Below are 26,124 nucleotides of genomic sequence, written 5' to 3' on the forward strand. Positions count from 1 at the left end.
ATCACTTGCTTAATGTTGTTTGGTGCGTCTTAAACTACGTTCAATCCGCGAATGCTCTTTGCCAGCCTCAAGTAAGGCTTCTTCGATAAAGGCTAAGTGAGCATTACTAGCAAGACGTGCTTGCTCTGGGTTACCTTCAATAACCGCATCCATCAACAGTCGTCTATGTTCTGCGAGCTGCTGGCTGATCTGTGGTTTTTTTAACAGTACAGTTAAATTCTGTAATACATTTTGCTCTAGCAAGGCCTGCATACCACGTACTAAATGTAGCAGTACAACGTTATGAGACGCTTCTGCCACACTAAAATGAAATGCATTAATTGCTTTTGCTTTTTGCACAATGTCGTCATTAACGAGCGCAATGTTGTCAAAGCTTTGTTTTACTTTTTTGAAGTCATTCGTTGTGCCGCGCATAGCTGCATAATATGCTGCGATTCCTTCAAGGGCATGACGAAATTCGAGTAAATCAAATTGTGACTCTGGATGCTTACTAATCAAATCAAAAAGCGGATCAGTGAGCCCCTCTTCAAGCTGATTTTTTACGAACGTTCCGCCACCTTGGCGACGCGTTACTAACCCCTTTGCTTCTAGCTTTTGAATCGCCTCACGCAGTGAAGGTCGCGATACTTCAAATTGTTTCGCTAATTCACGTTCAGGAGGCAGCTTTTCGCCTGGCGCTAACGACCCCTCAAGAATCATATTCTCAAGTTGTTGTAAAATTACATCAGATAATTTTGCTGCTTTAATCTTTAAAGACATTTATTAACGTCCGCATTGTTATGCGCTAACCCCATAAATATCGGGTATTTAGCCTTGTGCCTTGACCAAAAAGGTAAATTGGTCATACCAAATTTGTCGCATACGTTATCAAAAACCCGTATTTCTGTCAATTTCACTACGTTCAGCGCCTAGTTACACCCTAACGTAATTCGTCTAAAGATTAAACAGTATGGATTAAAGTGGCTTTTTCTGAAGGAAAAAACAATAAAAAATAAATGGTCAGACCAGATTGACAGACAAAGCTATTAGAGGCCAAATTTAAGATGTTAGATGAATTGAGTAGCTTTGTAGCAGCGGGTTTACCCCCCGCGACAAAAGCTTTTAGAGGTCAGGTTTTAGATGTTAGTTGAATTGAGTAGCTTTGTAGCAGCGGGTTTACCCCGCGACAAAAGCTTTTAGAGATCAGATTTTAGATGTTAGTTGAATTGAATGCTGAAAAATATTCGAAGTAGGATGCACTTCAGTGCTGAAAAATTAAAACTCAATCGAAGTGCATTAGTAGAGCGATTAATGAATAAAGTTATACAACAAGCCTTACTCTTGTAACTTGCTAACTTTACTCTCGTAACTTGCTAACTTTACACGCTAAGCCAACCCACCAAATAAGGTAAGCGCTGCGATGATCACTAAAAAGAACAATACATTTCTTTTTACAAGCTTCATCATGCAAGTGGCTTCATAAGTACAGCCAAAATGTTGCTGCTCAATTTGTTCAGCGGCAAGTGCAGTTTGCGTAACTACTTTTCGGTTACTCACTGAAAAGTCGAGTACATACTTCAGCCAACAACTGGTACCTTTATTAAAGTTACCAATCACTAAATAACCAAAGCTTGCAACCCGAGCTGGTAACCAATCGAGCCAAAACAGTAAGCTATGTACTAGTTTAAAACGCTTAGCATAGGCAACACTGTGATCATCCCTTACTTTGTCAGCAAAAGTACGAACTAATGCGTAAAGCACCGCGCCAGGCACACCTAAAACCACAAACCAAAAAATAACTGCACAATAAAAGCGAAAATTTAACCAAGCTAAAGTTTGGCCAAAAGTTTCACCATGAGGGTCATCTTCTGTCTTCTTTTGGCCCATTTGTAACGCAAATAGGGTTGCAGCCTCTTGGTCGTTGCGGGTTAACGCATTTAAGTAAGACTTATACAAAGCACGTTGCTTAGCACAGCCAAAACAAACCAGCAGTACAGCAACATTCAAAGCCAACTGCCAGATGATAAATTCGGATAGTTGATAAATTAATGCAACAGCCACTACAGGTAACATTAACCAAATCAAAAAGCCAATTGGCGAATTAAATAAGCCTTTTTCTGAGAGTTGTTTTTGCGAGTGCTTAAGATAGGTATTGGCATAAAAACCGATTTGCCAGTAGTTAGCTCGAGCCCCTAAACGCTCAATTACCAAAGCAATAATTATTGAAATTAAGATCATGCTTTTACCTATATCCTTTAACTAAAACACTAAATCAAAATAGTATTGCCAATCAAAACTCGCACCAGGGTCAGTTTTTCTGCCCGGTGCAATATCACAATGGCCAACAATGCGCGAACGGTTTATCTCAGGGTACTTTGCCATCAACGCCTTAGTCACTAAGTGTAATGCATTATACTGGGCTTGGGTATACGCCAGAGTGTCGGTCCCTTCAAGCTCAATGCCCACACTAAAATCATTACAGCGCTCTCTACCTTCAAACGTTGAGATACCAGCATGCCAAGCTCGTTTTTTAAAAGGCACGTACTGAATAATTTCACCGGTACGACGAATAAAGCAATGCGCAGACACTCTTAAACCTTTTAAATCTGCAAAGCTTTCGTGTGCCGTACAATCAATTGCTCCCATAAATAAATCATCAACATAAGGCGTAGCAAACTGCCCTGCTGGCAATGAAATATTATGAATAACAAGTAATGACACCTCGCCCTCAGGACGCTCATCGTAATGTGTACAAGGCCTCTGTAACACAGTGTTTAGTTGACCCAATTCATTTATATGCATATTAAAAACTAACGATGACAACAAAGTTAAATAGTGTAAAGGGTTAAAATCTCAGGGTCTAGTTGCTTTGATTCAATCACTTAAAGTAATAGTAAGGATACTTTACTGTGGCCGATCTTTGTCTTCTATTAAGGGGTTAAACATAGTAAAATTTCGCCAATTTATTAATAAACAATGAGCTTTCGACATGTCAGTCCCTCACACTTTAATTAGCCAACTGGTAAAACTCGCCCTTGATGAAGATTTAGATTACCAAAGCGCAAATGACGGTGATATTACCGCGCAACTAATTCCAGAAAATGAGCTAGCTAATGCTAAGGTAATTACTCGTGAAGACTGTGTATTTTGTGGTAAAGACATTATTTTAGAAGTATTTAAGCAAGTCGACCCTACAGTAAATGTTGAAGTACTCGTAAATGACGGCGACAAAGTAGCAGCAAATAGTACACTATTTACAGCATCAGGCTCAGCTCGCGCAATTTTAACCGCAGAGCGCACTGCCCTTAACTTTGTACAAACACTCTCAGGTACAGCAACAACAACAGCTCATTATGTAAAAGAGCTTGAGGGCACGACTACGCAGCTACTCGACACTCGTAAAACAATTCCAGGTTTACGTGCGCTACAAAAATACGCTGTGAAATGTGGTGGTGGCGCGAATCATCGCATCGGCCTTTTTGATGCGTTCTTAATTAAAGAAAACCACATTGCAGCCTGTGGTGGTATTGATAAAGCAGTCGCTCAAGCTAAATTAAACCACCCGACTAAACCAGTTGAAGTAGAAGTAGAATCACTTGCTGAGCTTGAACAAGCGATAACAGCTGGTGCTGATATCATCATGCTTGATAACTTTACTGTAGAGCAAATTCAACAAGCAGTTGTGCTAACAGACAAACGAGCAAAGCTTGAGGTATCTGGCAACATGACACTTGAAACTTTAAAAGCTTATTCACAGGCCGGTGTTGACTTTATTTCAAGTGGCGCCCTTACAAAAAATTTACAATCAATCGATCTTTCAATGAGATTTAACGGCTAAAATTTCTCTTATACGTATTTAATGTTTTACCTAATTCGTTGACAAGAAAATAAAAAAAGCATTAAATACGTAAAAAGCCGAACAGATAACAAAAAATCAATATCTTTTCAGCGCTTTTGACTATTTTGTATACGCACGTCCTGAACCTACACAAGATTGCAATCAATTCAATAAGTTCCTGCAAGGATGCGGTGTCTATAAATAGTACAAATATGTGTAACTAAGCTTATTTTACATCAAACAAAGGTAGGAAAGTTCTGAAAAACTGCTTACTGAACAGGAAAATAGCTTCCAAAAACATTTATTGATGCTAAAGTAAATTTATACACGCTTAACAAGTAAAGTTTTTGCTGCTTTGTTAACATTTAAAGGTTAATAAAAGTAGTTTTAAGTAAAACTGTAAGATTTATCCTGTAAATTGAGCACTGGTTTTACAACGCTGAAGTTACAGCTAAACTTACTAAATCATCATATCCTTTAGGAGAGGAACAAATGACACAACAAAAGCAACAGGGTTTCACCCTAATTGAATTAATGATTGTAATTGCAATCATCGGTATTCTTGCAGCCATCGCTCTACCGCAATACCAAACTTACACCAAAAAAGCACGATTCTCTGAAGTAGTTTTAGCTGCGTCTTCGGCTAAAGGTCTTGTAGATGTGTGCTATCAAACGCGAGGTGCTGGAGTTTTAACTGCATGCGATACTGCTACAGAAATTGGTTTAAATGCATCTGGTGCTGCTGCTGGTAGCCATGTAGCTAGTGTTGCAATTGCGGAAACTACTGCTGCGATCACTGCAACAGGTGCTGCTTCTGTTGATAGTGTGACATATGTTCTAACACCAACTGAGAGTAATGGAACTTTAACTTGGGCTCAAACAGGTACATGTATCGCTGCTGGTATATGCTAATTTTGAGTTCATGTAATTGTGAATAAACCTAAAGGTTTTACACTAGTAGAGCTAATGATTACAGTGGCAATTTTAGGCTTACTGTTATCGTTGGCTCTTCCCGCCTATAACAATCATTTTAAACGTTCAAAATTCACTGAAGTTGTACTTGCTAGTAATGGAGTTCAAAGAGCTGTCGAGCTATGTTACCATCGGTATGTTGATCTATCTAAATGCGATGATTTCAGTAAGTTAGGCAGAAAAAAATCTGACTTTACCGCCCCAAAACACGTCTCTAATATCGAAATTTCAAACTCTAGTGGATTTACTATTACATCCACTGCAACTGCTGATGCATCAAAATCGAACGGTGATACATATATTATACAAGGCCAATTAAATGCAGGCCAACTAATATGGCAGTTGTCACAAACGAGCACCTGTATAAGAAATGGCACTTGCTAAAAAAAGACCATACCATTTTCTTTATTTTTGAATTGAACCAGACCTGATTTTGTAATAACTTCGCAAGATGATTCGTAACACTCGCTCGACACTGAAATTTCCAAAAAGTATTCATACATTTCAATCGGTGGTATGGCATTCTTTATCATCATTTCATAAAAAGCTCTTTCATTACTTTGCACTCTAGGCTCATTAAAATGATATAGAGCCTCTTCATGATTTGCTCTTCTATCCTCCTTTTTTAACACTGTAAAATAGGAGTCTTGCCATTTAACTATATAGGCCAAGCGTTGACCATCTACCTGAGTAATCCCATAACCAAGTGATAAAAATTGCAATATAAGAATACAACTAAAATTAATAGTATTTTCACGCTTCGATTTCAGTGGTGATAATAACCAAAAGTTAAAGACTGGGCCTAAAATAAGATCTATTGAAAGGATAATGACTGCTATACCCACTAAATCCGTAAGTAAATATCGCCCATTATTGAACCAACTAAAAAAAAGTAAAGCGCCGACTACGAATAAGAGCAGACCGCTCACAAGAAAATGAATGAAACTCCAAACAAACTTAGTTCTATAAACCTTTAATGTATTTTGCACTTTTGAGACCTTAATCATCTGAATCTTCGTATTTAAGCAAGATAACATCACCTTATCAATTGTTTAAGCTTCAAAAGGCCGCTACTATTAAGTTACTAAACATCAATCAGTAACATATGGATTTACAATGAGTAAAGTTCAAGAAAAGCAATCTTTAGATACTTTTGAATGGGTTGGTGTAAGTGCTCGAGGAAAGAAATTAGAAGGCGAACTTTCAGGACAAAGCATAGCTTTAGTCAAAGCCCAACTTCGTAAGCAAGGCATAACTCCTTCAAAAGTAAAACGTAAAGCGAAGCCTTTGTTCGGAGCAAGAGTACAAAAAATCACTGCTAAAGATATTGCGCTTATAACTAGACAAATAGCTACAATGTTGATGGCTGGTGTACCACTAATTCAATCAATTGAAATGATCGGTTCAGGAGCAAAGAATAAAAGCGTCGCTAAGCTAATGGAAAGTATTAGTGATGACGTAAAAGCGGGTATGCCTTTATCACAAAGCCTCAGAAAGCACCCTCGCTATTTTGATGATTTATATTGTGATCTAGTAGCCTCAGGTGAGCAATCGGGTGCCCTTGATAAAATTTTTGACCGCGTAGCCCTTTATAAAGAAAAAGCAGAAGCATTAAAATCAAAAATTAAAAAAGCTATGTTTTACCCCATTGCTGTTTTAGTGGTTGCTCTAATCGTTACATCTATTCTTCTTATATTTGTAGTTCCACAATTCCAGGATATTTTTAATGGCTTTGGTGCTGAGTTACCTGCATTCACCCTTATGGTGATTGGCATTTCAGAGTTTATGCAGGAATATTGGTGGATCGTACTTCTAGTATTATTTGCTGCAGGCTATACGTATAAAGAAGCTTTACTTAGAAGCAAAAAACTCAGAGATGCTAATGATAGAGCGATATTAAAACTACCTGTTATTGGCATGATTTTAAATAAAGCAGCGGTTGCTCGCTATGCCCGTACACTTTCTACTACGTTTGCTGCTGGTGTACCTCTGGTTGATGCACTTGATTCTGCAGCGGGCGCTTCCGGTAATGCAGTGTATCGTTATGCAATTTTAGAAATAAAGGCCGAGGTCAGTTCAGGAAATTTAATGAACTGGGCAATGCGAAACTCTAAAATTTTCCCCGATATGGTCGTACAAATGGTGGCCATAGGTGAAGAGTCTGGCTCTCTCGATGGCATGCTTGCCAAAGTAGCAACCATTTATGAGCAAGAAGTTGATGATGCCGTTGATGGTTTATCAAGCTTACTTGAGCCCCTTATAATGGCGGTTTTAGGTGTACTTGTCGGTGGTTTAATTATTGCGATGTACTTACCTATATTCCAATTAGGTTCGGTGATTTAAACATAGCTGTAAGCTGTAAGCTGTAAGCTGTAAGCTGTAAGCAAACTCTAAATGCTTGTTGATTGCTTGCAACATAAAATAAATAATAAAAACAGCTCAACACAGCGAAATAAAAATCGGCCTTTAAATGGCCAGAAGTTAGGTATTTTAATGGAAAACTTTTTTCTTGATATAACCACTGCGATGCAAAGTCAGCAGTGGTTTTATTTTTTGACGGTGGGCTTAGTAAGCCTGTGTATTGGTAGCTTTTTGAATGTGGTGATTTATCGTTTGCCACTGATGATGAAAAGAGAATGGCAAACTGAGTGCCGTATTGTATTGGCCGATGAGCTCAATTCAAAACAGCAAACAGAACAAGCTCCCTTTAATTTAGTAAAACCTAATTCAACTTGCCCTAAATGCCAAGCACCGATTAAAGCTTGGCAAAATATCCCTGTCTTAAGTTGGCTATTGCTAAAAGGTCGCTGTGCAAATTGTCAAACACCGATCTCTGTGCGCTACCCTATTGTAGAAATGCTTACAGCGGTTTTAAGTTTAGTTGTCGCCGCTGTTTTTGGCCCAACAACGCTTGCTCTTCTTTATATATTGATTACTTGGTTTTTAGTTGCATTAACTTTTATCGATGTAGATCACATGTTATTGCCCGACCAGCTCACCCTGCCACTCGTTTGGTTAGCGCTGATTGCTGCCACTATGGATATTACCATTGCACCGAGCGATGCCATTATCGGCGCAGCAGTTGGCTACCTGAGCTTATGGAGTGTCTATTGGTTATTCAAGCTTGCTACGGGTAAAGAAGGCATGGGTTATGGCGACTTTAAACTATTAGCCGTGTTTGGTGCGCTACTTGGCTGGCAAGATATTTTAACTATCGTGCTGCTATCAAGTGTCGTCGGTGCCATCATCGGCATTGCGCAAATCATTATTCAAGGTAAAGACAAAACTACGCCAATCCCGTTTGGGCCTTATCTTGCCATCGCAGGATGGGTCACCTTACTTTGGGGTGAGCAAATTAAAAGTTATTACTTTAACTATTTAGGTTACTAATTATGGCAAACTGGGTTTTAGGGCTAACCGGTGGTATTGGCTCAGGCAAAAGTGCAGTAAGCGCCATGTTTGAAGAGCTTGGTATTCAGGTGGTTGATGCCGATATTGTAGCCCGAGAAGTCGTCGAGCCGGGCTCTGTTGGCCTTACAAAAATTACAGCACATTTTGGTGATGAGATACTCACGAGTAACGGCACGCTTGATCGCGCAAAACTAAGAGCAATTATCTTTGCCGATGAATCACAAAAGCAATGGCTAAATAACTTATTGCATCCACTTATTCGAGAATCAATGCTGAGCCAATTAAAGCAAGCCACCAGCAATTATGTCATCTTAGTTGCTCCCTTACTTTTTGAAAATGGCTTAGAAAAATACTGCAACCATACCTTGCTAATTGATGTTCCGGTTGATGTACAAATAACAAGAACTACAGCCCGTGATAATGTCTCTGTAGAATTAGCTAAGCAAATTATCGCTTCTCAAATGAGCAGAGCTGATAAACAACAAAAAGCGGGAGATATTTTAGATAATAACCGCCCTCTTGAAGAAGTAAAAACGGATGCGCAAAAACTGCATGAAAAGTATCTAAAACACTCTCACTAGGCTATTGATTTTATTTATAGATTCTCATTCAATAGAAGACCCTAAAACCAATACAAAAGTACCAACCCACACTCTAAACAACTGAGTTTTAGGTTAATTTTTTTTGCAATTTTTCTAAAATCAGACAAGACTGATGTAATAGCCTTACTTTTTCTGTTAGATTGTGGCAATAAAGGATCAATCTAGGTGCGCAATGAATATAAACTCACCGCTACTTCGAAAATTTATTACACTCGGTCGCATTGATGCAGAGACCGTAAAATCAAAGCAGCGCGAATATAACTCTACTGCAGAGCTTATTTCTAAAACATGTGGAATGGCTGGCCATGAGCTCGCAGAGCAATGTACAGACCTTTTTCGTGTGCCTTATTTTGACATCAAAGACTTTGACGTTGCGAACATTAGCGAAGAACTAGTTAAAGATAAACTAATTCGTGAGCACCACATTTTACCTCTAGTTAAAAAGGGCCGTAAGCTCTACATTGCAGCCTCAGATCCAACCGACTACGGTGCCTTTGAAAACTTTGAATTTAGTACAGGCCTTTCATGCGAAGTGGTCGTTGTTGATTACACGCAACTTGAAAACAAAATTGAGCAATTACTTGATGCCGCAGGTGGCTTACACTTAAGTGAAGATGAGTTTAAAGAACTTGGTGAGCTTGAAACAGAAGCCCCTCGCGACTTAGCTAGCAAAGATGAAGATAAAGACGATGCCCCTATTATCGTTTACATCAATAAGATTTTGATGGATGCGATTAAAAAAGGGGCCTCGGATCTACACTTTGAGCCTTACGAACACCGCTACCGCGTGCGTTTTCGTATCGATGGTATTTTGCATGAAATGGCAAGTCCGCCAAATAGCTTAGCGAGCCGTTTATCTGCGCGTATCAAGGTTATGTCACGACTAGACATAGCTGAAAAACGTAAACCTCAAGACGGCCGTATTAAGCTTAAAATTACTGAACGTAAAAGTATCGACTTCCGTGTCAGTACATTGCCTACTCTTTGGGGCGAGAAAATCGTAATGCGTATTCTCGACTCATCAAGTGCTATGCTAGGTATCGATGTGCTTGGCTATGAACCTGAGCAGAAAAAACTCTACATGGACGCACTAGAGCAACCACAAGGCATGATCCTAGTAACCGGTCCAACAGGCTCTGGTAAAACGGTATCACTTTATACAGGTTTGAATATTCTTAACCAGCCAGAACGTAATATCAGTACTGCCGAGGATCCAGTAGAGATCAACCTTGAAGGGATTAACCAAGTTCAAATTAATCCAAAGGCAGATATGACCTTTGCCAATGCATTAAAGGCTTTCTTACGACAAGATCCTGACGTAGTAATGGTTGGTGAGATCCGTGACCTTGAAACCGCTGAAATAGCAATTAAAGCGGCGCAAACGGGTCACTTGGTATTATCAACTCTGCATACAAACTCTGCACCAGAAACTCTTACTCGTCTTTTAAATATGGGTGTTCCTGCTTATAATGTAGCAAGCTCTATCAGCCTTATTATTGCGCAGCGTCTAGCAAGACGACTTTGTCCTAAGTGTAAAACACCAGAAAAACTACCTGATGAAGAATTGATTCGCCAAGGTTTTGATAAAGACAAGCTCAATGAAGTTCAGTTATTTGCACCAAAAGGCTGCGATAGCTGTACTGAAGGCTATAAAGGTCGAGTTGGTATTTACGAGGTAATGCAAATTACCCCTGAAATAGCGCAAATTATTATGCGTGGTGGTAACTCACTCGAAATCGCTGAAGTATCTCTGCGCTCAGGCTTTAATGATCTGCGTTTATCTGGCCTGAAAAAAGCCGCCGACGGTGTTACCTCTCTAGCAGAAATAAACCGAGTAACGAGTTTCTAAACAAATTCGTTACTGGATTATCAGCTAACTGTTCAGTAAGATCTGACAAAAGTGCTTATTTGAGAGTTATTCCATGCCAACAGTTGTAAACTGCCCAACATGCAAAGCCAAAGTTGAATGGTCAGAGCAAAGCCCGCATCGTCCATTTTGCTCAAAACGCTGCCAGCTAATTGATTTAGGCGAGTGGTCGTTTGAAAACAATAAAATTTCTAGCCCAATTAGCAATGCTAATGATTTGAGCCAAGATATGATTGAAGACATCGAAGCAATGCTGGCTAAAAACGATGATTCATTCTTTAAAGAATAAAGCGTCAAATACAAAAAATGCGGCAATTGCCGCATTTTTTAATATAACTATCACTTTTAACCTTCAGAACGCTCAGCTTTGCGCTCGCCGCGTGGACCATGGTGGCCCTTTTTGTGACCTTTTTTACGCAGGTGCTTTTTAATCTCTTGATAGCTTTCGCGCTGTTCAGCATTTAAAACCTGCCAAATCGCATGGTCAGATTTCATTTTTAGCATGGCAAACTGCTGACCTTTTTCTTGGCGCGCTTTAATCAGCTCTAATGCGGCATTTTCGTCAAATGCTTTTGTTGCTAATAACGCATCCATTTTCTCTTTGTGTGCAGCACGAGCGGCTTTCATTGCATCTTTATCGCCACGCAGTGCTTCAAATTGTGTTTTCTGCTCGGCAAAAATTGCTTTAAGTTGCGTTTGCTGCTCTTCGGTAAGTTGTAATTTATCAATACCACGCTCAGAAAGTAAAAAACGAGCCTGTGGGTTCATACCACGGTTAAAGTCTCCTTTCGCCATTGCTGAAGTAGCACCTACACTAGCTGCTGCTAAACCACAAACAAGTACGAATTTAGAAAGCTTATTTGAAATAGTCATAATCATTACCTTTTGTTGGGTTGTGCTCTGTTGTCGTTTCCGACTGATGGGTTAACTATAACTAATGCAATGCAAAGGAACGCAAACCAGTGTAAAGGTTGTGTAAAGATTCACTTTTACACAATTTACTGAGTAAAATAACCTTAAAGAAATAAATAGCTAGGTGTCAGAATGAAACTATTAATGATCGACGACGATACAGGATTGTGCGAATTACTCAGCGAGTACTTATCAGCACAAGGTTTTACAGTAGAGTGTGTTCATGATGGCGCTGAAGGCCTAAAGCAAGCTATTAAGCATAACTATGAGCTAATATTGCTTGATGTGATGCTACCCTCTATGGATGGCTTTGATGTGCTAAAGCAATTAAGGCAACATAAGCTCACACCGGTGATCATGTTAACCGCGAAAGGCGAAGATTTTGATCGTATATTTGGTTTAGAACTTGGCGCAGATGATTATATTCCTAAGCCATTCAACCACAGAGAGCTGCTAGCTCGCGTTAAAGCAATTACCCGCCGCATTGAGCATATCAACAGCTTATCTAGCCAACAGACCAGCTCATTGAGTGTTAACAGCATCAATGTTAATTTCGCAACACGAGAAGCTTCTGTTAAAGATAATGTACTGAGCCTAACTGGCACTGAGTATGAGATCCTTGCCATGCTAGTGCAACATGCAGGTGAAGTGATCAGCAAAGAGCAAATAAGTGAGCAAGTCCTTGGTAGACGCCTTGCTCCTTTTGACCGCTCAATCGATATGCATGTCAGCAACATCCGTAAAAAAATTGCAGAGCATGTTAGCAATGAACGGATCAAAACCATGCGTGGCAGTGGTTATGTATTAATACAAGGCGAATAATATGCAAACTCCAAGCTGGCTAAAGCATCCCCGCCATTATTTGTTTTTAAAAATATTTGCTTGGTTTTGGGTTACTGTCATAGCGACTATCACAATACTGGTGTTTTTAAGCCAGTTAACGAGCAATGTCGGCAATGACGACCTGCGTGGACCCATGCTGAAAAATCTTGAGTACACTGCTAAAAGTATTGAACGCATTGTTGCTAAACACGGAAAATCAACTCAAGAGGTTTTATCTCATCCGCGCTTATCAAAGCATAAATTACTGTACTTAAATGGTGAGGTTCATGGTGTTGAAATGCTTAGCGAACCTGTATCCAAAGACATTGATTTAAGCTTGCTGAACTTTACCAAATATATGCGTCCGCAAATTATTTTTACCGATGAATACCAAGCTTATGGACCGGTAGCTTTGAATGTACCCGAAGGTAAATTTTATCTTTATGAAATCGATGAAAAACGCAAAAAACCGTTTTTTGTCAGCCTATGGCTAATGCCAGTTTGGCTTAAACTACTGATAGCTGTAGTTGCATCCTTGATGCTGAGTTTCTTCTTTAGCCGTAACTTAATTGCACCTATTAATAGTTTAAAAGAAACTGCAAAAAAGCTTGCTCATGGCGATTTAACTGCCCGTGCCGATGTATCTCCTACTCGTCAAGATGAGTTAGGTGTACTTGGTCGTGACTTTAATACCATGGCAGTACAACTTGAGCAGCTTATTAGCGCTCAAAAACGACTGCTAGCAGATATTTCTCATGAACTACGTTCACCATTAACGCGCTTAAAAATGGCTACAGGCCTTGCACAAATGCAAGCCGATGATGCTCAACACGCTTATTTAGAGCGCATTGAAAAAGAGGCCAATCAGCTCGATAAAATGATTGCCGATGTCCTTCAAGTTTCACGCTTAGAAGCCAAAAGCCAGACTCTGGCGTTGAGTACACAGTCCTTACAAGTGATTGTAGATCACGTACTCAACGATGCTCAATTTGAGGCCAAGCAAAGTAATAAAGAGCTTATTGTAAATGGTACACTAACAGCCGATTTAAAATGCGATGAAACCTTAATAGCCAGCGCGCTTGAGAATGTACTTCGCAATGCCATTAAATACGCAGAACATTCAATCTCAATAGGCTTAGTTGAATCAGATGCTATCTACATCACTATTTGTGATGACGGTAAAGGGGTTGATGAAGCAAACCTAGCAAGGCTGTGTGAACCTTTCTTCCGTCAGGAGCATGCTCGTGATAGAAGCACAGGCGGCACGGGCTTAGGTCTTGCTATTGCAAAGAATGCTATCTCAGCACATGATGGTACACTAACACTTGAAAACCAAGAACATGGCGGACTGTGCGTAAACATCCGTCTACCTTTTAAGAGTGAGTAAATGTTTTATAGTAGCGAAGCAAGTCTTGTTAACAACCTACCTAATATTAATCAGTTTTTTTCTGAGCAATTACAGCAAGACTTTCTGAGCACCGCTCATGGCAAGCTTTATTATGGCTATGCAATCCCTCAACAAGCAAAAACGGCCATTGTTATCAGTACTGGCCGAATAGAGTCTTTAATTAAGTACAAAGAGTTGCTTTGGGAGCTATACCAAAATGGCTTTGCAGTTTTTAGTGTTGATCACCAGGGGCAAGGTCGCTCTTATCGTCATTTAAAAAACACTCATAAGGGTTATGTAAATCGCTTTACTGATTACGCAGATGACTTTGCGGTATTTATAGAAAAAGTGGTGCATCAACACTGGCAAGGAAAGCAGGTTTTGCTTGGCCACTCTATGGGCAGTGCCATTGCCTATGATTACCTATCGCGCTATCAGCATCAATTTGCGGGTGCTTTTTTATCAGCGCCGATGTTTGATATCTATACCAAAGGCACGCCAAAGCCTGTAGCAAAACTGGCTGCTAAAATTGCATCCTTACTTGGTCTTGGCCGCAGTTACGCATTTGGCCAACGCGATTATTTACCAGTCGACTTTGCAGCTAATGAGCTAACCAGTAGTGAAATTCGATATAAGCTGTTCAGAGAGCTGTATGCAGCAGAAGATGATTTACAGCTAGGTGGCGTAACCTATGGTTGGCTTAATGCATCATTTGATTTTATTGCTTCTTTAGTCGATAAAAAAGTCGATATTCCTTTGTTTATCGCCAGCGCCGAGCAAGATACCGTGGTCGATAACGCTGCGCAATTTGCACTTAGCCATAGGCAAAAAGCACAACTAAAAAGCTATGCGAGCGCTCGCCACGAGTTATTGTGTGAACGCGACGAGATCAGACAAGCAGTGCTCAGCGATTTTTATCAATTTTGTGCTGAGCTTTGACGTGTTTTGTTAACCACAGAAAGTGGGTCTAGGTGCATCAAAATATCCATTTCACAATCAAAATGCGTTTGAATTAACGCTTCTACTTCATCAGCAACTTGATGCGCTCTTATCAATGATAATGAGTCTTCCAGCTCTAAATGCATCTGAATAAACTTAATTTTACCACCTTGGCGAGTACGAATATCATGGGCACCAAATACGTCTTGATGACTATTCACAATGGCCAGTATTTGTTGTTTTTCTTCATCTGGGAGCTCTTTATCCATTAAGTGATCAGCACTTTCGCGAGCAATATCCCAGCTGTTATAAAGTAAATAAACAGCCACCCCAATAGCAAACAATGGATCGGCATAAGCGACGCCGTACTTAGCTAACACAATTGCCAGTAATACCGCCAAGTTTAAGATTAAATCGCCTTTATAGTGAATTGAGTCTGCTTTAATGGCGATTGATTCGGTGTGATTAATCACCTTAGTTTGTACAAACACCACCACGAGCGTACAAACAATAGCGAAAATACTAACCCAAATACCAAGGTCTGAATGCTTTAAGGTTACCGGATTAAATAAGCGCTCAATGCCATGAAACGCTAAAAAGCAACCTGAGCCAGCTATAAAAGCGGCCTGTGCAAGCCCGGCTAATGCTTCGGCTTTTCCGTGACCAAAGCGATGGTCGTCATCAGCAGGGCGTAGTGCATAACCTAGCACTAAAAAACTCATCAGTGAGGCTGTGATATCCATTAACGAATCGGTCAATGAACCCAGCATTGACGCCGAGCCAGATGCAAGCCAAGCCCAGCTTTTTGCTGCGATCATTAAACTCACCATAACAATGGTGACTATACTGGCTGTTTTAACCCAAAACTCATAACTACGATGCTGCACAACAACTTACCTTTAGTGAGTAACTGTGTTGAGTATATCATCTTTTAATTCTAGTTCGTGTATACTCAGCAGCAGATCAAATCCTTATAAATGAGATTCACATGCTTGATATTGTGTTGTACCAACCAGAAATTCCACCAAACACGGGTAATATCATTCGCTTATGCGCAAACACAGGTTATGCGTTACACCTAATTGAACCCCTTGGTTTTGAGTGGGATGATAAACGCGTAAAACGTGCAGGTCTTGATTATCATGAGTTTAGCCATGTACAGCGCCATGCCTCGTTTGAAGCATATCTAGAAAAATGCCAGCCGAAAAAAGTCTATGCTTGCACCACTAAGGGCAGCCAATTTCATCATCAAGCACAATATCAGCCTGGCGATTGTTTAGTGTTTGGCCCTGAAACACGTGGCTTACCTGATGATCTAATTCAGTCGTTGCCGAAAGAGCAACGTGTACGTATTCCAATGCAAAAAGACAGCCGTAGTATGAACTTATCTAACTCAGTTGCTGTATTTGTTTATGAATCTTGGCGTCAGCTGGGTTTTGTGAACGGTCAATAACTCATTGAAAAAGCGCTTGTAATAAATATTCACTAATTGTTTAGCACGACCATTTTTTATGGACTAACCTAAATAGGTGAGTTTGTTCCTAAAGATGGATTTAATGCGCTTTTTTGCCCGAGTATGCAGTATCATTTTGCTGATGCAGCACTTTTCTAGTGCTGCTTCTGCTGCTGTGTCTAATCCCTCTAACTCACAAGTCCCCAATACGACTCCCCTATTACTACTAATCTTTCTAGCGATTGTCATCCTCATTGGTGCGGTTATCTATTATCAAAGAAACCAAAAGATGACGCTGATGGATGCTCTACTTTCCCAGTCTAAAGATGGTATTTGGGTCACCGATGAACAGTTCCGGATCATAGAAATTAATAACGCATTTAGTGAAATATCGGGTTATAAAAAAGCCGATGTACTTGGTAAAAAATTCAAAGCATTAACGCAAGCCGGTCGTGATACACAACTCGAAGAAATTATCCAACAAGAGCTGAGTAATGATGGTTATTGGTCTGGCGAAATTTGGAATTTACGCAAAGATGGGCAACCCTACGCCATTGATTTATGTATAACAAAAGTGACCACACCACGCTTTGCAAAAAGCTCTGTACGTTACGTTGGTATGTTTTCTGATGTAACTGCTCGTAAGAATAACGAGCGAACTATGCTCAAGCTCACGACCAAAGACAGTGTCACGGGTTTATCAAACCGCGCCATTTTTATAGAGTCCCTTGAAAAAGCAATCAATGCTTGTAACGACACTTACCCTAGCCTGTTGATCATCTTTATTGATATAGACAACTTTAAAAAAATTAACGATTCGCTCGGTCACACAATTGGCGATGTACTACTAAAAGAGGTAGCCTGTCGTTTAACTGACTCTCTAAATTCAGGCTTTACCATTGCAAGACTCGGTGCAGATGAATTTGCGGTACTGGTGCCACCCTATCTTTATTCAGGTCAAACCGTATTCTTTGCTAAAAAAACCGCAGACATCGTGCTTCAGCAGTTTAAAACCCCATTTATGTTAGATGGTTTTGAGACTTCACTATCTGCCTGTTGTGGTCTTGCTATCTACCCAGACAACGCCTACAACTGTGAATACTTAATGCGCAGCGCAAATAGTGCTTTGAATCATGCAAAAAAAATGGGCCGTAATACGTATCAATTTTTTGATAAAGAGCGCCATACTCTCGACCCAACCGAATTAACCAAAGAGAGCGCTTTATTTAAAGCCATTACCAACAATGAGTTTGAGCTTTATTTTCAGCCTAAGTTTGATGCCCAGCATAATCAGTTATACGGCTTTGAAGCATTAGTTCGCTGGCCTCAAGAAGATGGCAGTGTTATTAACCCCGATGAGTTCATTCCGCTTGCCGAACAAAATGGTGCCATTATTCCGCTCACCCAATTACTGATGGAGCAGCTGCTTAATCAACTGGCCCAGTGGCGAAAACAAAACATTTCGTTTGGTAATGTCGCTATTAATATTTCAGCCTTACACTTTCAGCAAAGTAGTCTTATTGAAACACTCATCGACAACTTAGCTAAATTTGACGTACCGGCACATTGCTTAGAACTCGAGATCACAGAAAGCGCCATGATGGATAACCCTGAGTTTGCAGAGCAGCAAATGAAACGCATTAAATCGATTGGTGTGCACATCGCGCTGGATGACTTTGGCACCGGTCATTCATCACTCAGTTACTTAAAGCGTTTTCCAATCGATACACTCAAAATCGACAAATCATTCGTTAAAGATATCGATAAAAACGACCAAGATCGTAATATCACCGCCACCATAGTGCGGTTAGCTAAGTATTTGGATATTAATGTGGTTGCTGAAGGAGTAGAAACTGAAGAGCAAGCTTACATGCTGCATATTATGGGCTGTCATTTTCAACAAGGTTATTATTACTGTAAACCACTAAAAGCTGAGCAAGTCAGCGAATTTATTAATGATACGCTTGAAAAGCAGCAATCTAGCTAGTGGTTGCAACTGTACATTAAATAAAAAACGCGATTAATAAATCGCGTTTTTTATTTAACAGTGCACAATCTAAATTATTCAGATTTTTGCTCACGGCCAAGTAGTGCCATCGCAGCTTCTTTTACATCTTTATTTTCATAAAGTACTTGGTAAATTTGCTCCGTTATTGGCATTTCAATACCGGTACGCTCAGCAAGTAAATACACTTCTTTGGTATTTCTATAGCCTTCAACAACCTGACCAATAGATTCAATTGCAGCTTCTACGCCTTCACCCTTGCCAAGAGCAAGACCAAAGCGACGGTTACGAGATTGGTTATCTGTACAGGTTAAGATCAAGTCACCTAGGCCAGCCATACCCATAAAGGTATCTGAACGGGCACCTAATGCACACCCTAAACGGCAAAGCTCAGCTAAACCGCGAGTGATTAAGGCAGTACGTGCGTTGGCACCAAAGCCAAAACCATCAGACATACCAGCGCCAATCGCAATGACATTTTTAACTGCGCCACCAAGCTGTATACCAATGAAGTCATCATTGTTATACACCCTAAATGAGCGACCACAGTGTAAAAGGTCAGCTAATTGCTTAGCGAAGTCTTTAGAGGTCGACGATACCGAAATAGCGGTTGGTAAGCCCATTGCCATTTCTTTGGCAAAAGTAGGCCCTGAAAGCACAGCCAGAGGAACATCATCTCCTAGCTCTTGCACCGCTACCTCTTGTAATAAACGCCCTGTATTTGGCTCTAAACCTTTGGTAGCCCATGCAACTTCAGCACCTTCTGACAACCAAGGTTTGATTTTTTGCAGCGTGCCAGCAAAAGCATGACTCGGAACAACAACCAAAATGATCTTGCTTGCTTTAACTGCCGTTTCTAAATCTGCTTCTAGTTGGAGGGTTTCAGGAAAGCTAACATCCGGAACATAACGTTGATTCTTTCGCTCAGCTGCAAGCGTAGCAACGTCATCGCTATTGCGGCCCCACAAGGTCACTGGGTGGCCATTTCTGGCAAAGCAAATAGCAAGGGCGGTGCCATAAGACCCCGCCCCTAATACTGTAACAGCTGATTGTGCTGTACTCATAGCTTATGCGTCTGCAGTTGCCTGTTGATCTTGAGCTGCACGTTGTTGCATGTATTGAGCAAATAGTGCGTCAAAGTTAACTGGCGCTAAGTTTAATTGTGGGAAAGTACCACGGTTAACTAGGTTTGATACTGCTTCACGTGCGTAAGGGAAAAGTACGTTCGGGCAGAAAGCACCTAACATGTGTGCAAGTTGAACTTCTTCAACTTCACCAATTGTGAAAATACCCGCTTGTTGGATTTCACATAGGAATGCTGTTTCTTCACCGATTGAAGCCGTTACTGTTAAAGCAAGAACAACTTCAAACACACCTTCTTCTAATTTGTTAGAACGAGTATCTAAGTCAAGCTTAACTTCAGGAGTCCACTCTTTTTGGAAAATAGCAGGTGAGTTAGGCGTCTCAAATGAAACATCTTTAGTGTAGATGCGTTGGATTGAGAATTGAGCGCCGGCTTGTTCTGCTGCTGCGTTTTGATTTTCTTCGTTCATTGTAATTCCTAACTTGTATTCGTTTTTATATTTAAAATTTATTAAGCGTTAAGCTTTGCGTCTAAAAGGCCTTGCGCTTCAATTGCCATCATGTCGTCACAACCGCCGATATGTTCATCATTAATGAAAATTTGCGGAACTGTGTAACCACCATTTGCTTTGTCGATCATTTCATCACGACGCTCAGGGTGAACACCAATATCGATATTCGTGTAGTCTACACCTTTACTGTCTAATAACGCCAAAGCACGTTGGCAGAATGGACAGTATGCTTTTGTGTAAAGAACAACATTACTCATAATAATTCCTCTATCGGGCAGTGAGCCTTATTAACGACCGGTCGTTGTTGGTAAGCTAGCTGATTGCCAAGCGCCCATACCGCCCGCTAATACATAAACACGCTCAAAACCTGCTTTATGCATTGCAGTTGCGATACCTGAGGCAGTCATGCCCGTGGTACATACTAGTATAATGGGTTTAGTCTTAAACTTTTCAAGGCTTGAAAAATCAGATTGCTTTGCTTTTTCCGGATTTAAGTGAGTTGCGCCTGCAATACGGCCAGAGTTAAACTCTTTTTGTGCACGTATATCAATCACTTGACCATCATCACGGTTAATTAGCAAGGTAAGTTGCTGTGGGTTGATTTGACGGATAGCCGAAAATTTACTTTTAAACCAACTGCTGATCAGCATAGCGACTAATGCTAACCAGATAATGCTCAAAACCGGATGATTCGAGATAAATTCAATATATTGATCCATGCGTTTTCCACTAAGAAATTTAGGTACCACAGCGCATAGCCATGGGTTAATTAAAATTTGCCACGCAAGTATACGTGCTTCAATTGAAAATGCTAGGGCGTGAAATATTTTAATATGACATATTGATAGCTGATCAAAACCATAAAACACGGTATGCTAGTGATATATAAGTGCCAATCTTCAGGAGCTATAATGACAGAGCATAAAAAACCATTGGTATTAATGATCTTAGACGGTTGGGGATACCGTGAAGACACAGAAAGTAACGCCATACTTGCTGCTAATACCCCAGTACTCGACAACCTTTGGGCAACCCGCCCACATACATTAATTTCAGGTTCGGGACTTGATGTTGGTTTACCTGCAGGACAAATGGGTAACTCTGAAGTAGGCCATGTAAATTTAGGTGCTGGCCGTATCGTTTACCAAGATTTTACTCGCATCACTAAAGCCATTGATGATGGTGAGTTCGATAGCAACCCAGCACTTGTTGATAATATCGACAAAGCTGTAAATGCAGGCAAAGCCGTGCATATTATGGGTCTTTTAAGCCCTGGTGGTGTTCATAGTCACGAAGACCACATTGTGGCAACGATTGAACTTGCTGCTAAGCGCGGTGCAAAAGAAGTTTACTTCCACGGTTTCTTAGACGGCCGTGACACACCGCCACGTAGCGCAAAAGCATCAATTGAGCGCATCGAAGCCTTATTTGCAGAACTTGGCTGTGGCCGCTTAGCAACGCTTGTTGGTCGTTACTATGCAATGGACCGCGATAACCGTTGGAATCGTGTCGAGCTTGCATATGATGTTATGGTTAGTGGTATTGCTGAATACAGCTACACTGACGGTGTAACCGCACTAGAAGCGGCTTATGCACGTGACGAGAACGACGAGTTCGTAGCTGCAACAACTGTTGTACCAGAAGGCCAAACAGCGGCTGAGATCAATGATGGCGACACAGTTATCTTTTCTAACTTCAGAGCAGACCGAGCACGTGAAATGACTCGTGCCTTTGTTGATGCTGACTTCAGTGGTTTTGATAAGAAAAAATCACCACAGTTAAGCGCTTTTGTGATGATGACAGAGTACGCAGCAGACATTAAAGCGCCGATTGCGTTTGCCCCAGAGCCTTTAACAAATGTATTAGGCGAATGGTTAGAGAAGCAAGGTAAAACACAGCTACGTATTTCTGAAACAGAAAAATACGCACACGTGACCTTTTTCTTCAGCGGTGGCCGTGAAGATGAATTTGTTGGTGAGACTCGCGAACTAATTCCATCACCACAAGTCGCAACATACGATCTGCAACCAGAAATGAACTCTGAAATGCTGACCGATAAATTGGTTGAAGCAATCGCTAGCGGTAAATACGATGCCATCATCTGTAACTACCCTAACGGAGACATGGTAGGTCACTCTGGCGTATTCGAAGCAGCAGTGAAAGCATGTGAAGCAGTTGATCAGTGTATTGGTCGCGTAGTTGCAGCACTTGAAGAACATGGTGGTGAAGCGCTTATTACAGCCGATCATGGTAATGCTGAACAAATGGCTAACCCAGCAACGGGCCAAGCACATACCGCACACACCAGTGAGCCAGTGCCATTTATCTATGTTGGCCGTGATGCAACACCACATGATGGTAAAACATTGAGTGACGTGGCTCCAACTATGCTTCACCTACTCGGCTTAGAGCAGCCAAGTGAAATGACTGGCAAACCAATCATGACGCTGAAATAAGCTATGAGTAAATGTATTAACCACTTCCTTAAAACTGGTTTAATACTGACTTCATTAGTAGCAACTTCGGTTGTTGCTAATGAAGATCAAACCAAAAAAGACTTATCAGATATTCAATCAGCTTTACAAAAAACAGAGGCTGAGCTTAAAGGTCAACGCAAGTCCATTGCCCAAATGCGCAAAGATCTGCGCGCCCATGAACTCGACATAGCTCAAAATGCCAAAGCATTAAACCTTGCCGCCCAATCTGTTAAAGAAAATGAGCAACAACAGCGAGAACAACAAGCTAAAGCCGAGCAACTTAAATCCCAGCAAGCACAGCGCCAAACCTTATTAGCTGCACAACTAAAAAGCGCCTACATGGCGGGTAGCCATGACTACTCTAAAATGTTGCTTAACCAACAAGACACAGCCAAAATTGAGCGTACACTAAGTTATTATAATTATCTAAATAAAGCACGTATCGAACAAATCGAAGAGCTCAAAGCACTGCAGCAAGAAATTGCAGACAACCAAGCTGAGCTTGAAAAAACCAAACAACGTCTAGTTGCCTTATATGATGAGCAAAAAAGACGCCAGCAAGCTCTAGTCAATGCACAGCAAGAGCGTAAAACTAACCTCAATAAACTCCAGTCAGCGTTAAAAGAAACGAAGAGCTCAATTGATTACTTAAAAGAAAATGAGCAAACCCTGATCACCGCCATTGAAGAGCTTGAACAAGAGCGAAACGAAAAAGTTGAATTACTAGGCTTACAAAGTAGTAAGGGCAAACTCGACTGGCCAACCAAAGGAGCTTTACGCCACCGCTTTGGACAACGCAAGCACGGCAACATAGATTGGAAAGGCGTACTTATCAGCGCCAAAGAAGGCAGTAATGTTAAAAGCGTACAGAACGGCCAAGTGGTTTACGCTGACTGGCTAAATGGCTTTGGCTGGGTTATCGCAATTGATCATGGCGATGGCTTTATGAGCTTATATGGTCACGCTCAAACTCTACTTCGCGATGTTGGCGACCTTGTTAGAGAAGGCGAAACAATTGCATTAGTCGGTCAAAGCGGCGGACAACCGGATCCTGGTCTATACTTTGAAATACGCCACAAAGGACGCGCAGTAAATCCTGTAAAATGGTGCAGACGCATTTAATTGATTAAATAGCTGCACTCTATGAGGAGCAGCTGATGCTAAACACAACTTACTCTTACAAAGCTCATTTTTCCCCAGCTAAGTTTTTTACTCAGCTGTCTTTTTTATTACTTGTCAGCTTGCTATGCCTGATACTGCAATCGTTTCAGGCTGTTGCAAAACCCTCGTTGCAGTCTCTACAGCATCAGCAACTAAACGAAATCCTATTTAATATCCATACATATTATGTTGATGATCTGAAGCTACAAAACTCATTTGTAACCCAGCCTGATAACTTACAAGTTGAGGCGTTATTCGAACGCCTTGATCCATACTCAAAATATCTCGACGAAACTGAGCTCGATGCTATCTTCAGTAGCACTAATGGTAGATACACAGGACTCGGTATAGAAGTAAAAGTTGAAGATGGTCGGGTTTATATTGTTAACACTATTAATAACTCACCTGCGGCGCTTGCGGGTCTTCAGGTAAATGATGAAGTTATAGCGATTAATCAACAACCTATTTTAGACAAAAGCATCGAAGAAGTGGCTAAATTAATTCGCCAAAGCGGTCAAAGTGCTGTCGATGTCGCTGTAAAAAGAGAGAAAGATACTGAGCTAAACTTCTCGATTAAGCGCCAACAAATCAACTTACAAAGCGTTCATGGCCATTTAGCAGATACAGGCGTTGCGCTTATCAGTATCAACTCATTCAATAACCACACATTACACGATGTTGCTCGGGAGCTTGCAAAAATGCAGGTCACCAATAGCTTCCCTCTTTCAGGTTTAATTATTGATTTACGCGATAACCCAGGCGGTACATTACAAGGGGCCATTGAAGTTGCAGATCTGTTCTTAGATAACGGCACCATAGTGTCAACCAAAGGCCGCTTTAATGAAGCTAATCAGAAGTATAAAGCCCATAAAGGCGACATACTCAGTGGCGCTCCCATTGCTGTACTGATTAACGAAAACTCTGCCTCTGCGGCTGAAATACTCGCAGCAGCACTGAGAGATAATCAACGAGCGGTGCTAATTGGCGAAACTTCTTTTGGTAAGGGCTCAGTGCAATCGCTGATACCTTTAGGTAACGGTAATACCGCATTGAAACTGACTACAGCACGTTATTACACACCCGCGGGTCAATCTATCGATGGAAAGGGGATCACCCCAGATGTGAGTATTAATCAAACAATGCTTTCAGAAATTGACCAAGGCGTTATAATAAAAAACATCCAAGAATTGGCGCTTTTTAGCTCACTTCTAGATGGACAAGACAAAAAGCAACTTACAGCAAAGCAGCTCTTTATTATGCAGTAAGTAAATGCTCACAACGGATATAATAATTACAAAAAGTGAATTTAAAAACAGGCTTATTACTCGCCGTATGTTGCCTACCGCTATTCTGCCAAGCAAAGCAAATAGCCATAGTAATTGATGATATAGGCAATCATCAGCGCGACCTTGAAATATTAAACTTACCAGGGCAAGTGACCTTCTCAATCTTGCCCCATACACCCTATTCACAAATATTTGCTGAGCGCGCTAGTAAAACTCATAAAGAATTACTTTTACATGTACCAATGCAAGCGCTTGATAAAACTAAAGCACTTGGTCCGGGTGCACTCACCGATACTATGAGTAAGTCAGAGTTACAAACAACCCTTGGTCATGCGTTAGCCTCTCTACCACAAGTAAAAGGGGTCAATAACCACATGGGTTCTGAGTTAACACAACTTACAGAGCCAATGAAATGGACGATGGAAATATTAAAGAAACGCGGTTTATACTTCTTAGATAGCCGAACAACCAGTCAAAGTGAAGCACAAAACGTTGCTAACCTCTATGGTGTGGCTAATGTATCTCGCCATGTATTTCTTGATAACAATGTCACCCAAAGCCAGCTACAACATCAACTTGAAGAACTAAAAAGCAAAGCTGAACACTTCAACTACGCAATCGCCATAGCCCACCCCTATCCAGAAACCGTTGCTTTTCTACAACAAGCTCTCCCAGAATTACAACAGCAAGGCTTCGAGCTTGTTCCCCTCTCACAACTAGTCGAAACAAAATACATTCAGCTTGCCAAAGCAGAGCAAAGGCAAGGGGAATGAGTGTTATAAAAGTAAGTTAGCGAGAGTAAAGTTAGCGAGGGGAAAGTTTTAAGGTCTGGCGTAGGTTGGGTAGAGCGAAGCGAAACCCAACACAGAGCTTTCAGCCGTCAGCGATCAGCCGCGCGGTTTGGGTGTTTGGTGCTGCGTCTTCCTATGCCGGAGGCTCTAGGTTCTAGGTTCTAGGTTCTAGGTTCTAGGTTCTAGGTTCTAGGTTCTAGGTTCTAGGTTCTAGGTTCTAGGTTCTAGGTTCTAGGTTCTAGGTTCTAGGTTCTAGGTTCTAGGTTCTAGGTTCTAGGTTCTAGGTTCTAGGTTCTAGGTTCTAGGTTCTAGGTTCTAGGCAAAGTGTACTTGTAGGAATGGCCTTAGCCATGAATGTGTTTGTTATGGTCTAGATTCGGCACTGAAGTGCCTCCTACTGGGGTGTTGCTGAGGGAGACTCTGTGTTTCAACTGACGTCTGACGGCTGAAAGCTGACAGCTCCAAATGCAAAAAAGCCCGACTCTTTCGAATCGGGCTTTCTCTTATTTGGAGCCTGGCGATGACCTACTTTCACATAGCAGCTGCTACACTATCATCGGCGCTGTTTCGTTTCACTACTGAGTTCGGCATGGGGTCAGGTGGGTCCAAAACGCTATTGTCACCAAG

At 41.0% G+C, this 26,124-nt stretch carries 27 protein-coding genes and 1 rRNA gene; 17 read left to right on the plus strand and 11 right to left on the minus strand.

The window, feature by feature from the left end; all coding sequences use genetic code 11:
* Positions 1-9 precede the first annotated feature (9 nt).
* From pdhR to ampD, 3 genes are all read right to left on the minus strand, one after another.
* Positions 10-759, minus strand: coding sequence for a pyruvate dehydrogenase complex transcriptional repressor PdhR (gene pdhR / locus PASHI_RS14885; protein WP_036965924.1), 750 nt, complete (start codon positions 757-759; stop codon positions 10-12).
* A 606-nt stretch (positions 760-1,365) separates the two neighbouring features.
* On the minus strand, positions 1,366-2,217 hold the full coding sequence (gene ampE / locus PASHI_RS14890) for a beta-lactamase regulator AmpE (protein WP_062566173.1): 852 nt from the start codon (positions 2,215-2,217) through the stop codon (positions 1,366-1,368).
* Positions 2,218-2,238: 21 nt separating this feature from the next.
* Positions 2,239-2,781, minus strand: a complete 543-nt coding sequence (gene ampD / locus PASHI_RS14895) for a 1,6-anhydro-N-acetylmuramyl-L-alanine amidase AmpD (protein WP_062566174.1) — start codon at positions 2,779-2,781, stop codon at positions 2,239-2,241.
* A gap of 187 nt (positions 2,782-2,968) precedes the next feature.
* Between ampD and nadC the strand changes: the two genes are divergently transcribed.
* The 3 genes from nadC (at position 2,969) to PASHI_RS14910 (ending at position 5,173) form a co-directional block, all read left to right on the plus strand.
* The gene (nadC, locus tag PASHI_RS14900) at positions 2,969-3,817 is read left to right on the plus strand and encodes a carboxylating nicotinate-nucleotide diphosphorylase (RefSeq protein WP_062566175.1); all 849 of its coding nucleotides are present in this window, start codon (positions 2,969-2,971) and stop codon (positions 3,815-3,817) included.
* 492 nt (positions 3,818-4,309) lie between these two features.
* Positions 4,310-4,729 carry a pilin gene (locus tag PASHI_RS14905; RefSeq protein ID WP_062566176.1) on the plus strand — a complete coding sequence of 140 codons (420 nt, stop codon included), beginning with the start codon at positions 4,310-4,312 and terminating at the stop codon, positions 4,727-4,729.
* A gap of 18 nt (positions 4,730-4,747) precedes the next feature.
* Entirely contained in the window at positions 4,748-5,173 is a 426-nt protein-coding gene (locus tag PASHI_RS14910) for a pilin (RefSeq protein ID WP_082710950.1), read from the plus strand.
* Here the strand turns inward: PASHI_RS14910 and PASHI_RS14915 are convergent.
* Positions 5,170-5,778, minus strand: coding sequence for a fimbrial assembly protein (locus PASHI_RS14915; protein ID WP_244269406.1), 609 nt, complete (start codon positions 5,776-5,778; stop codon positions 5,170-5,172). The genes PASHI_RS14910 and PASHI_RS14915 overlap by 4 nt on opposite strands.
* A 127-nt stretch (positions 5,779-5,905) precedes the next feature.
* Between PASHI_RS14915 and PASHI_RS14920 the strand changes: the two genes are divergently transcribed.
* The 5 genes from PASHI_RS14920 (at position 5,906) to yacG (ending at position 10,958) form a co-directional block, all read left to right on the plus strand.
* Entirely contained in the window at positions 5,906-7,132 is a 1,227-nt protein-coding gene (locus tag PASHI_RS14920) for a type II secretion system F family protein (RefSeq protein ID WP_062566178.1), read from the plus strand.
* A gap of 150 nt (positions 7,133-7,282) precedes the next feature.
* Complete coding sequence (locus PASHI_RS14925; RefSeq protein WP_062566194.1) at positions 7,283-8,179, plus strand: prepilin peptidase; 897 nt, start codon at positions 7,283-7,285, stop codon at positions 8,177-8,179.
* A gap of 2 nt (positions 8,180-8,181) precedes the next feature.
* Positions 8,182-8,781, plus strand: coding sequence for a dephospho-CoA kinase (coaE, locus tag PASHI_RS14930; RefSeq protein ID WP_062566179.1), 600 nt, complete (start codon positions 8,182-8,184; stop codon positions 8,779-8,781).
* Positions 8,782-8,974: 193 nt separating this feature from the next.
* Positions 8,975-10,651, plus strand: a complete 1,677-nt coding sequence (gene pilB / locus PASHI_RS14935) for a type IV-A pilus assembly ATPase PilB (RefSeq protein ID WP_055022084.1) — start codon at positions 8,975-8,977, stop codon at positions 10,649-10,651.
* A 73-nt stretch (positions 10,652-10,724) separates the two neighbouring features.
* Positions 10,725-10,958 carry a DNA gyrase inhibitor YacG gene (gene yacG, locus PASHI_RS14940; RefSeq protein ID WP_054562797.1) on the plus strand — a complete coding sequence of 78 codons (234 nt, stop codon included), beginning with the start codon at positions 10,725-10,727 and terminating at the stop codon, positions 10,956-10,958.
* 56 nt (positions 10,959-11,014) lie between these two features.
* Here yacG and PASHI_RS14945 read toward each other — a convergent pair whose 3' ends face one another.
* A complete protein-coding gene (locus tag PASHI_RS14945) occupies positions 11,015-11,542 on the minus strand; it encodes a Spy/CpxP family protein refolding chaperone (protein WP_062566180.1) in 528 nt (175 codons plus the stop codon).
* Between the two features lie 171 nt (positions 11,543-11,713).
* Here PASHI_RS14945 and PASHI_RS14950 point away from each other — a divergent pair, with 171 nt between their 5' ends.
* From PASHI_RS14950 to PASHI_RS14960, 3 genes are read left to right on the plus strand one after another with little or no spacing between them, the layout of a single operon-like run.
* On the plus strand, positions 11,714-12,403 hold the full coding sequence (locus PASHI_RS14950; RefSeq protein WP_062566181.1) for a response regulator: 690 nt from the start codon (positions 11,714-11,716) through the stop codon (positions 12,401-12,403).
* A gap of 1 nt (position 12,404) precedes the next feature.
* The gene (locus PASHI_RS14955; protein WP_082710951.1) at positions 12,405-13,790 is read left to right on the plus strand and encodes an ATP-binding protein; all 1,386 of its coding nucleotides are present in this window, start codon (positions 12,405-12,407) and stop codon (positions 13,788-13,790) included.
* Positions 13,791-14,729, plus strand: a complete 939-nt coding sequence (locus PASHI_RS14960) for an alpha/beta fold hydrolase (RefSeq protein ID WP_062566182.1) — start codon at positions 13,791-13,793, stop codon at positions 14,727-14,729.
* Here PASHI_RS14960 and PASHI_RS14965 read toward each other — a convergent pair.
* A complete protein-coding gene (locus PASHI_RS14965) occupies positions 14,708-15,616 on the minus strand; it encodes a cation diffusion facilitator family transporter (protein WP_082401648.1) in 909 nt (302 codons plus the stop codon). The two genes, PASHI_RS14960 and PASHI_RS14965, sit on opposite strands and share 22 nt — an antisense overlap.
* Positions 15,617-15,717: 101 nt before the next feature.
* Between PASHI_RS14965 and trmL the strand changes: the two genes are divergently transcribed.
* A complete protein-coding gene (gene trmL / locus PASHI_RS14970) occupies positions 15,718-16,182 on the plus strand; it encodes a tRNA (uridine(34)/cytosine(34)/5-carboxymethylaminomethyluridine(34)-2'-O)-methyltransferase TrmL (RefSeq protein WP_058586636.1) in 465 nt (154 codons plus the stop codon).
* Between the two features lie 103 nt (positions 16,183-16,285).
* The gene (locus tag PASHI_RS14975) at positions 16,286-18,169 is read left to right on the plus strand and encodes a putative bifunctional diguanylate cyclase/phosphodiesterase (protein WP_167542020.1); all 1,884 of its coding nucleotides are present in this window, start codon (positions 16,286-16,288) and stop codon (positions 18,167-18,169) included.
* Between the two features lie 74 nt (positions 18,170-18,243).
* On the opposite strand, the gene gpsA is transcribed toward PASHI_RS14975, so the two are convergent.
* The 4 genes from gpsA to PASHI_RS14995 are packed head-to-tail and all read right to left on the minus strand — an operon-like array spanning position 18,244 to position 20,501.
* A complete protein-coding gene (gene gpsA, locus PASHI_RS14980) occupies positions 18,244-19,251 on the minus strand; it encodes an NAD(P)H-dependent glycerol-3-phosphate dehydrogenase (RefSeq protein ID WP_055022087.1) in 1,008 nt (335 codons plus the stop codon).
* Positions 19,252-19,254: 3 nt separating this feature from the next.
* Entirely contained in the window at positions 19,255-19,740 is a 486-nt protein-coding gene (gene secB, locus PASHI_RS14985; protein ID WP_054550974.1) for a protein-export chaperone SecB, read from the minus strand.
* 41 nt (positions 19,741-19,781) lie between these two features.
* Positions 19,782-20,039: a glutaredoxin 3 gene (grxC, locus tag PASHI_RS14990; RefSeq protein ID WP_054550973.1), complete on the minus strand. Its 258-nt coding sequence runs from the start codon at positions 20,037-20,039 to the stop codon at positions 19,782-19,784.
* A 30-nt stretch (positions 20,040-20,069) separates the two neighbouring features.
* The gene (locus PASHI_RS14995) at positions 20,070-20,501 is read right to left on the minus strand and encodes a rhodanese-like domain-containing protein (protein WP_054562817.1); all 432 of its coding nucleotides are present in this window, start codon (positions 20,499-20,501) and stop codon (positions 20,070-20,072) included.
* A 192-nt stretch (positions 20,502-20,693) separates the two neighbouring features.
* Between PASHI_RS14995 and gpmM the strand changes: the two genes are divergently transcribed.
* The 4 genes from gpmM to PASHI_RS15015 are packed head-to-tail and all read left to right on the plus strand — an operon-like array spanning position 20,694 to position 25,479.
* Positions 20,694-22,238, plus strand: coding sequence for a 2,3-bisphosphoglycerate-independent phosphoglycerate mutase (gene gpmM / locus PASHI_RS15000; RefSeq protein ID WP_062566184.1), 1,545 nt, complete (start codon positions 20,694-20,696; stop codon positions 22,236-22,238).
* 3 nt (positions 22,239-22,241) lie between these two features.
* Positions 22,242-23,381 carry a murein hydrolase activator EnvC family protein gene (locus PASHI_RS15005; protein ID WP_062566185.1) on the plus strand — a complete coding sequence of 380 codons (1,140 nt, stop codon included), beginning with the start codon at positions 22,242-22,244 and terminating at the stop codon, positions 23,379-23,381.
* A 35-nt stretch (positions 23,382-23,416) separates the two neighbouring features.
* Positions 23,417-24,685 carry a S41 family peptidase gene (locus PASHI_RS15010; protein WP_058586641.1) on the plus strand — a complete coding sequence of 423 codons (1,269 nt, stop codon included), beginning with the start codon at positions 23,417-23,419 and terminating at the stop codon, positions 24,683-24,685.
* 35 nt (positions 24,686-24,720) lie between these two features.
* Positions 24,721-25,479, plus strand: coding sequence for a divergent polysaccharide deacetylase family protein (locus PASHI_RS15015; protein ID WP_062566186.1), 759 nt, complete (start codon positions 24,721-24,723; stop codon positions 25,477-25,479).
* Positions 25,480-26,009: 530 nt separating this feature from the next.
* On the opposite strand, the gene rrf is transcribed toward PASHI_RS15015, so the two are convergent.
* A 5S ribosomal RNA gene (gene rrf, locus PASHI_RS15020) occupies positions 26,010-26,124 on the minus strand.

The organism is Pseudoalteromonas shioyasakiensis (assembly GCF_001550135.1).
Taxonomy (GTDB): Bacteria; Pseudomonadota; Gammaproteobacteria; order Enterobacterales; family Alteromonadaceae; genus Pseudoalteromonas; species Pseudoalteromonas shioyasakiensis.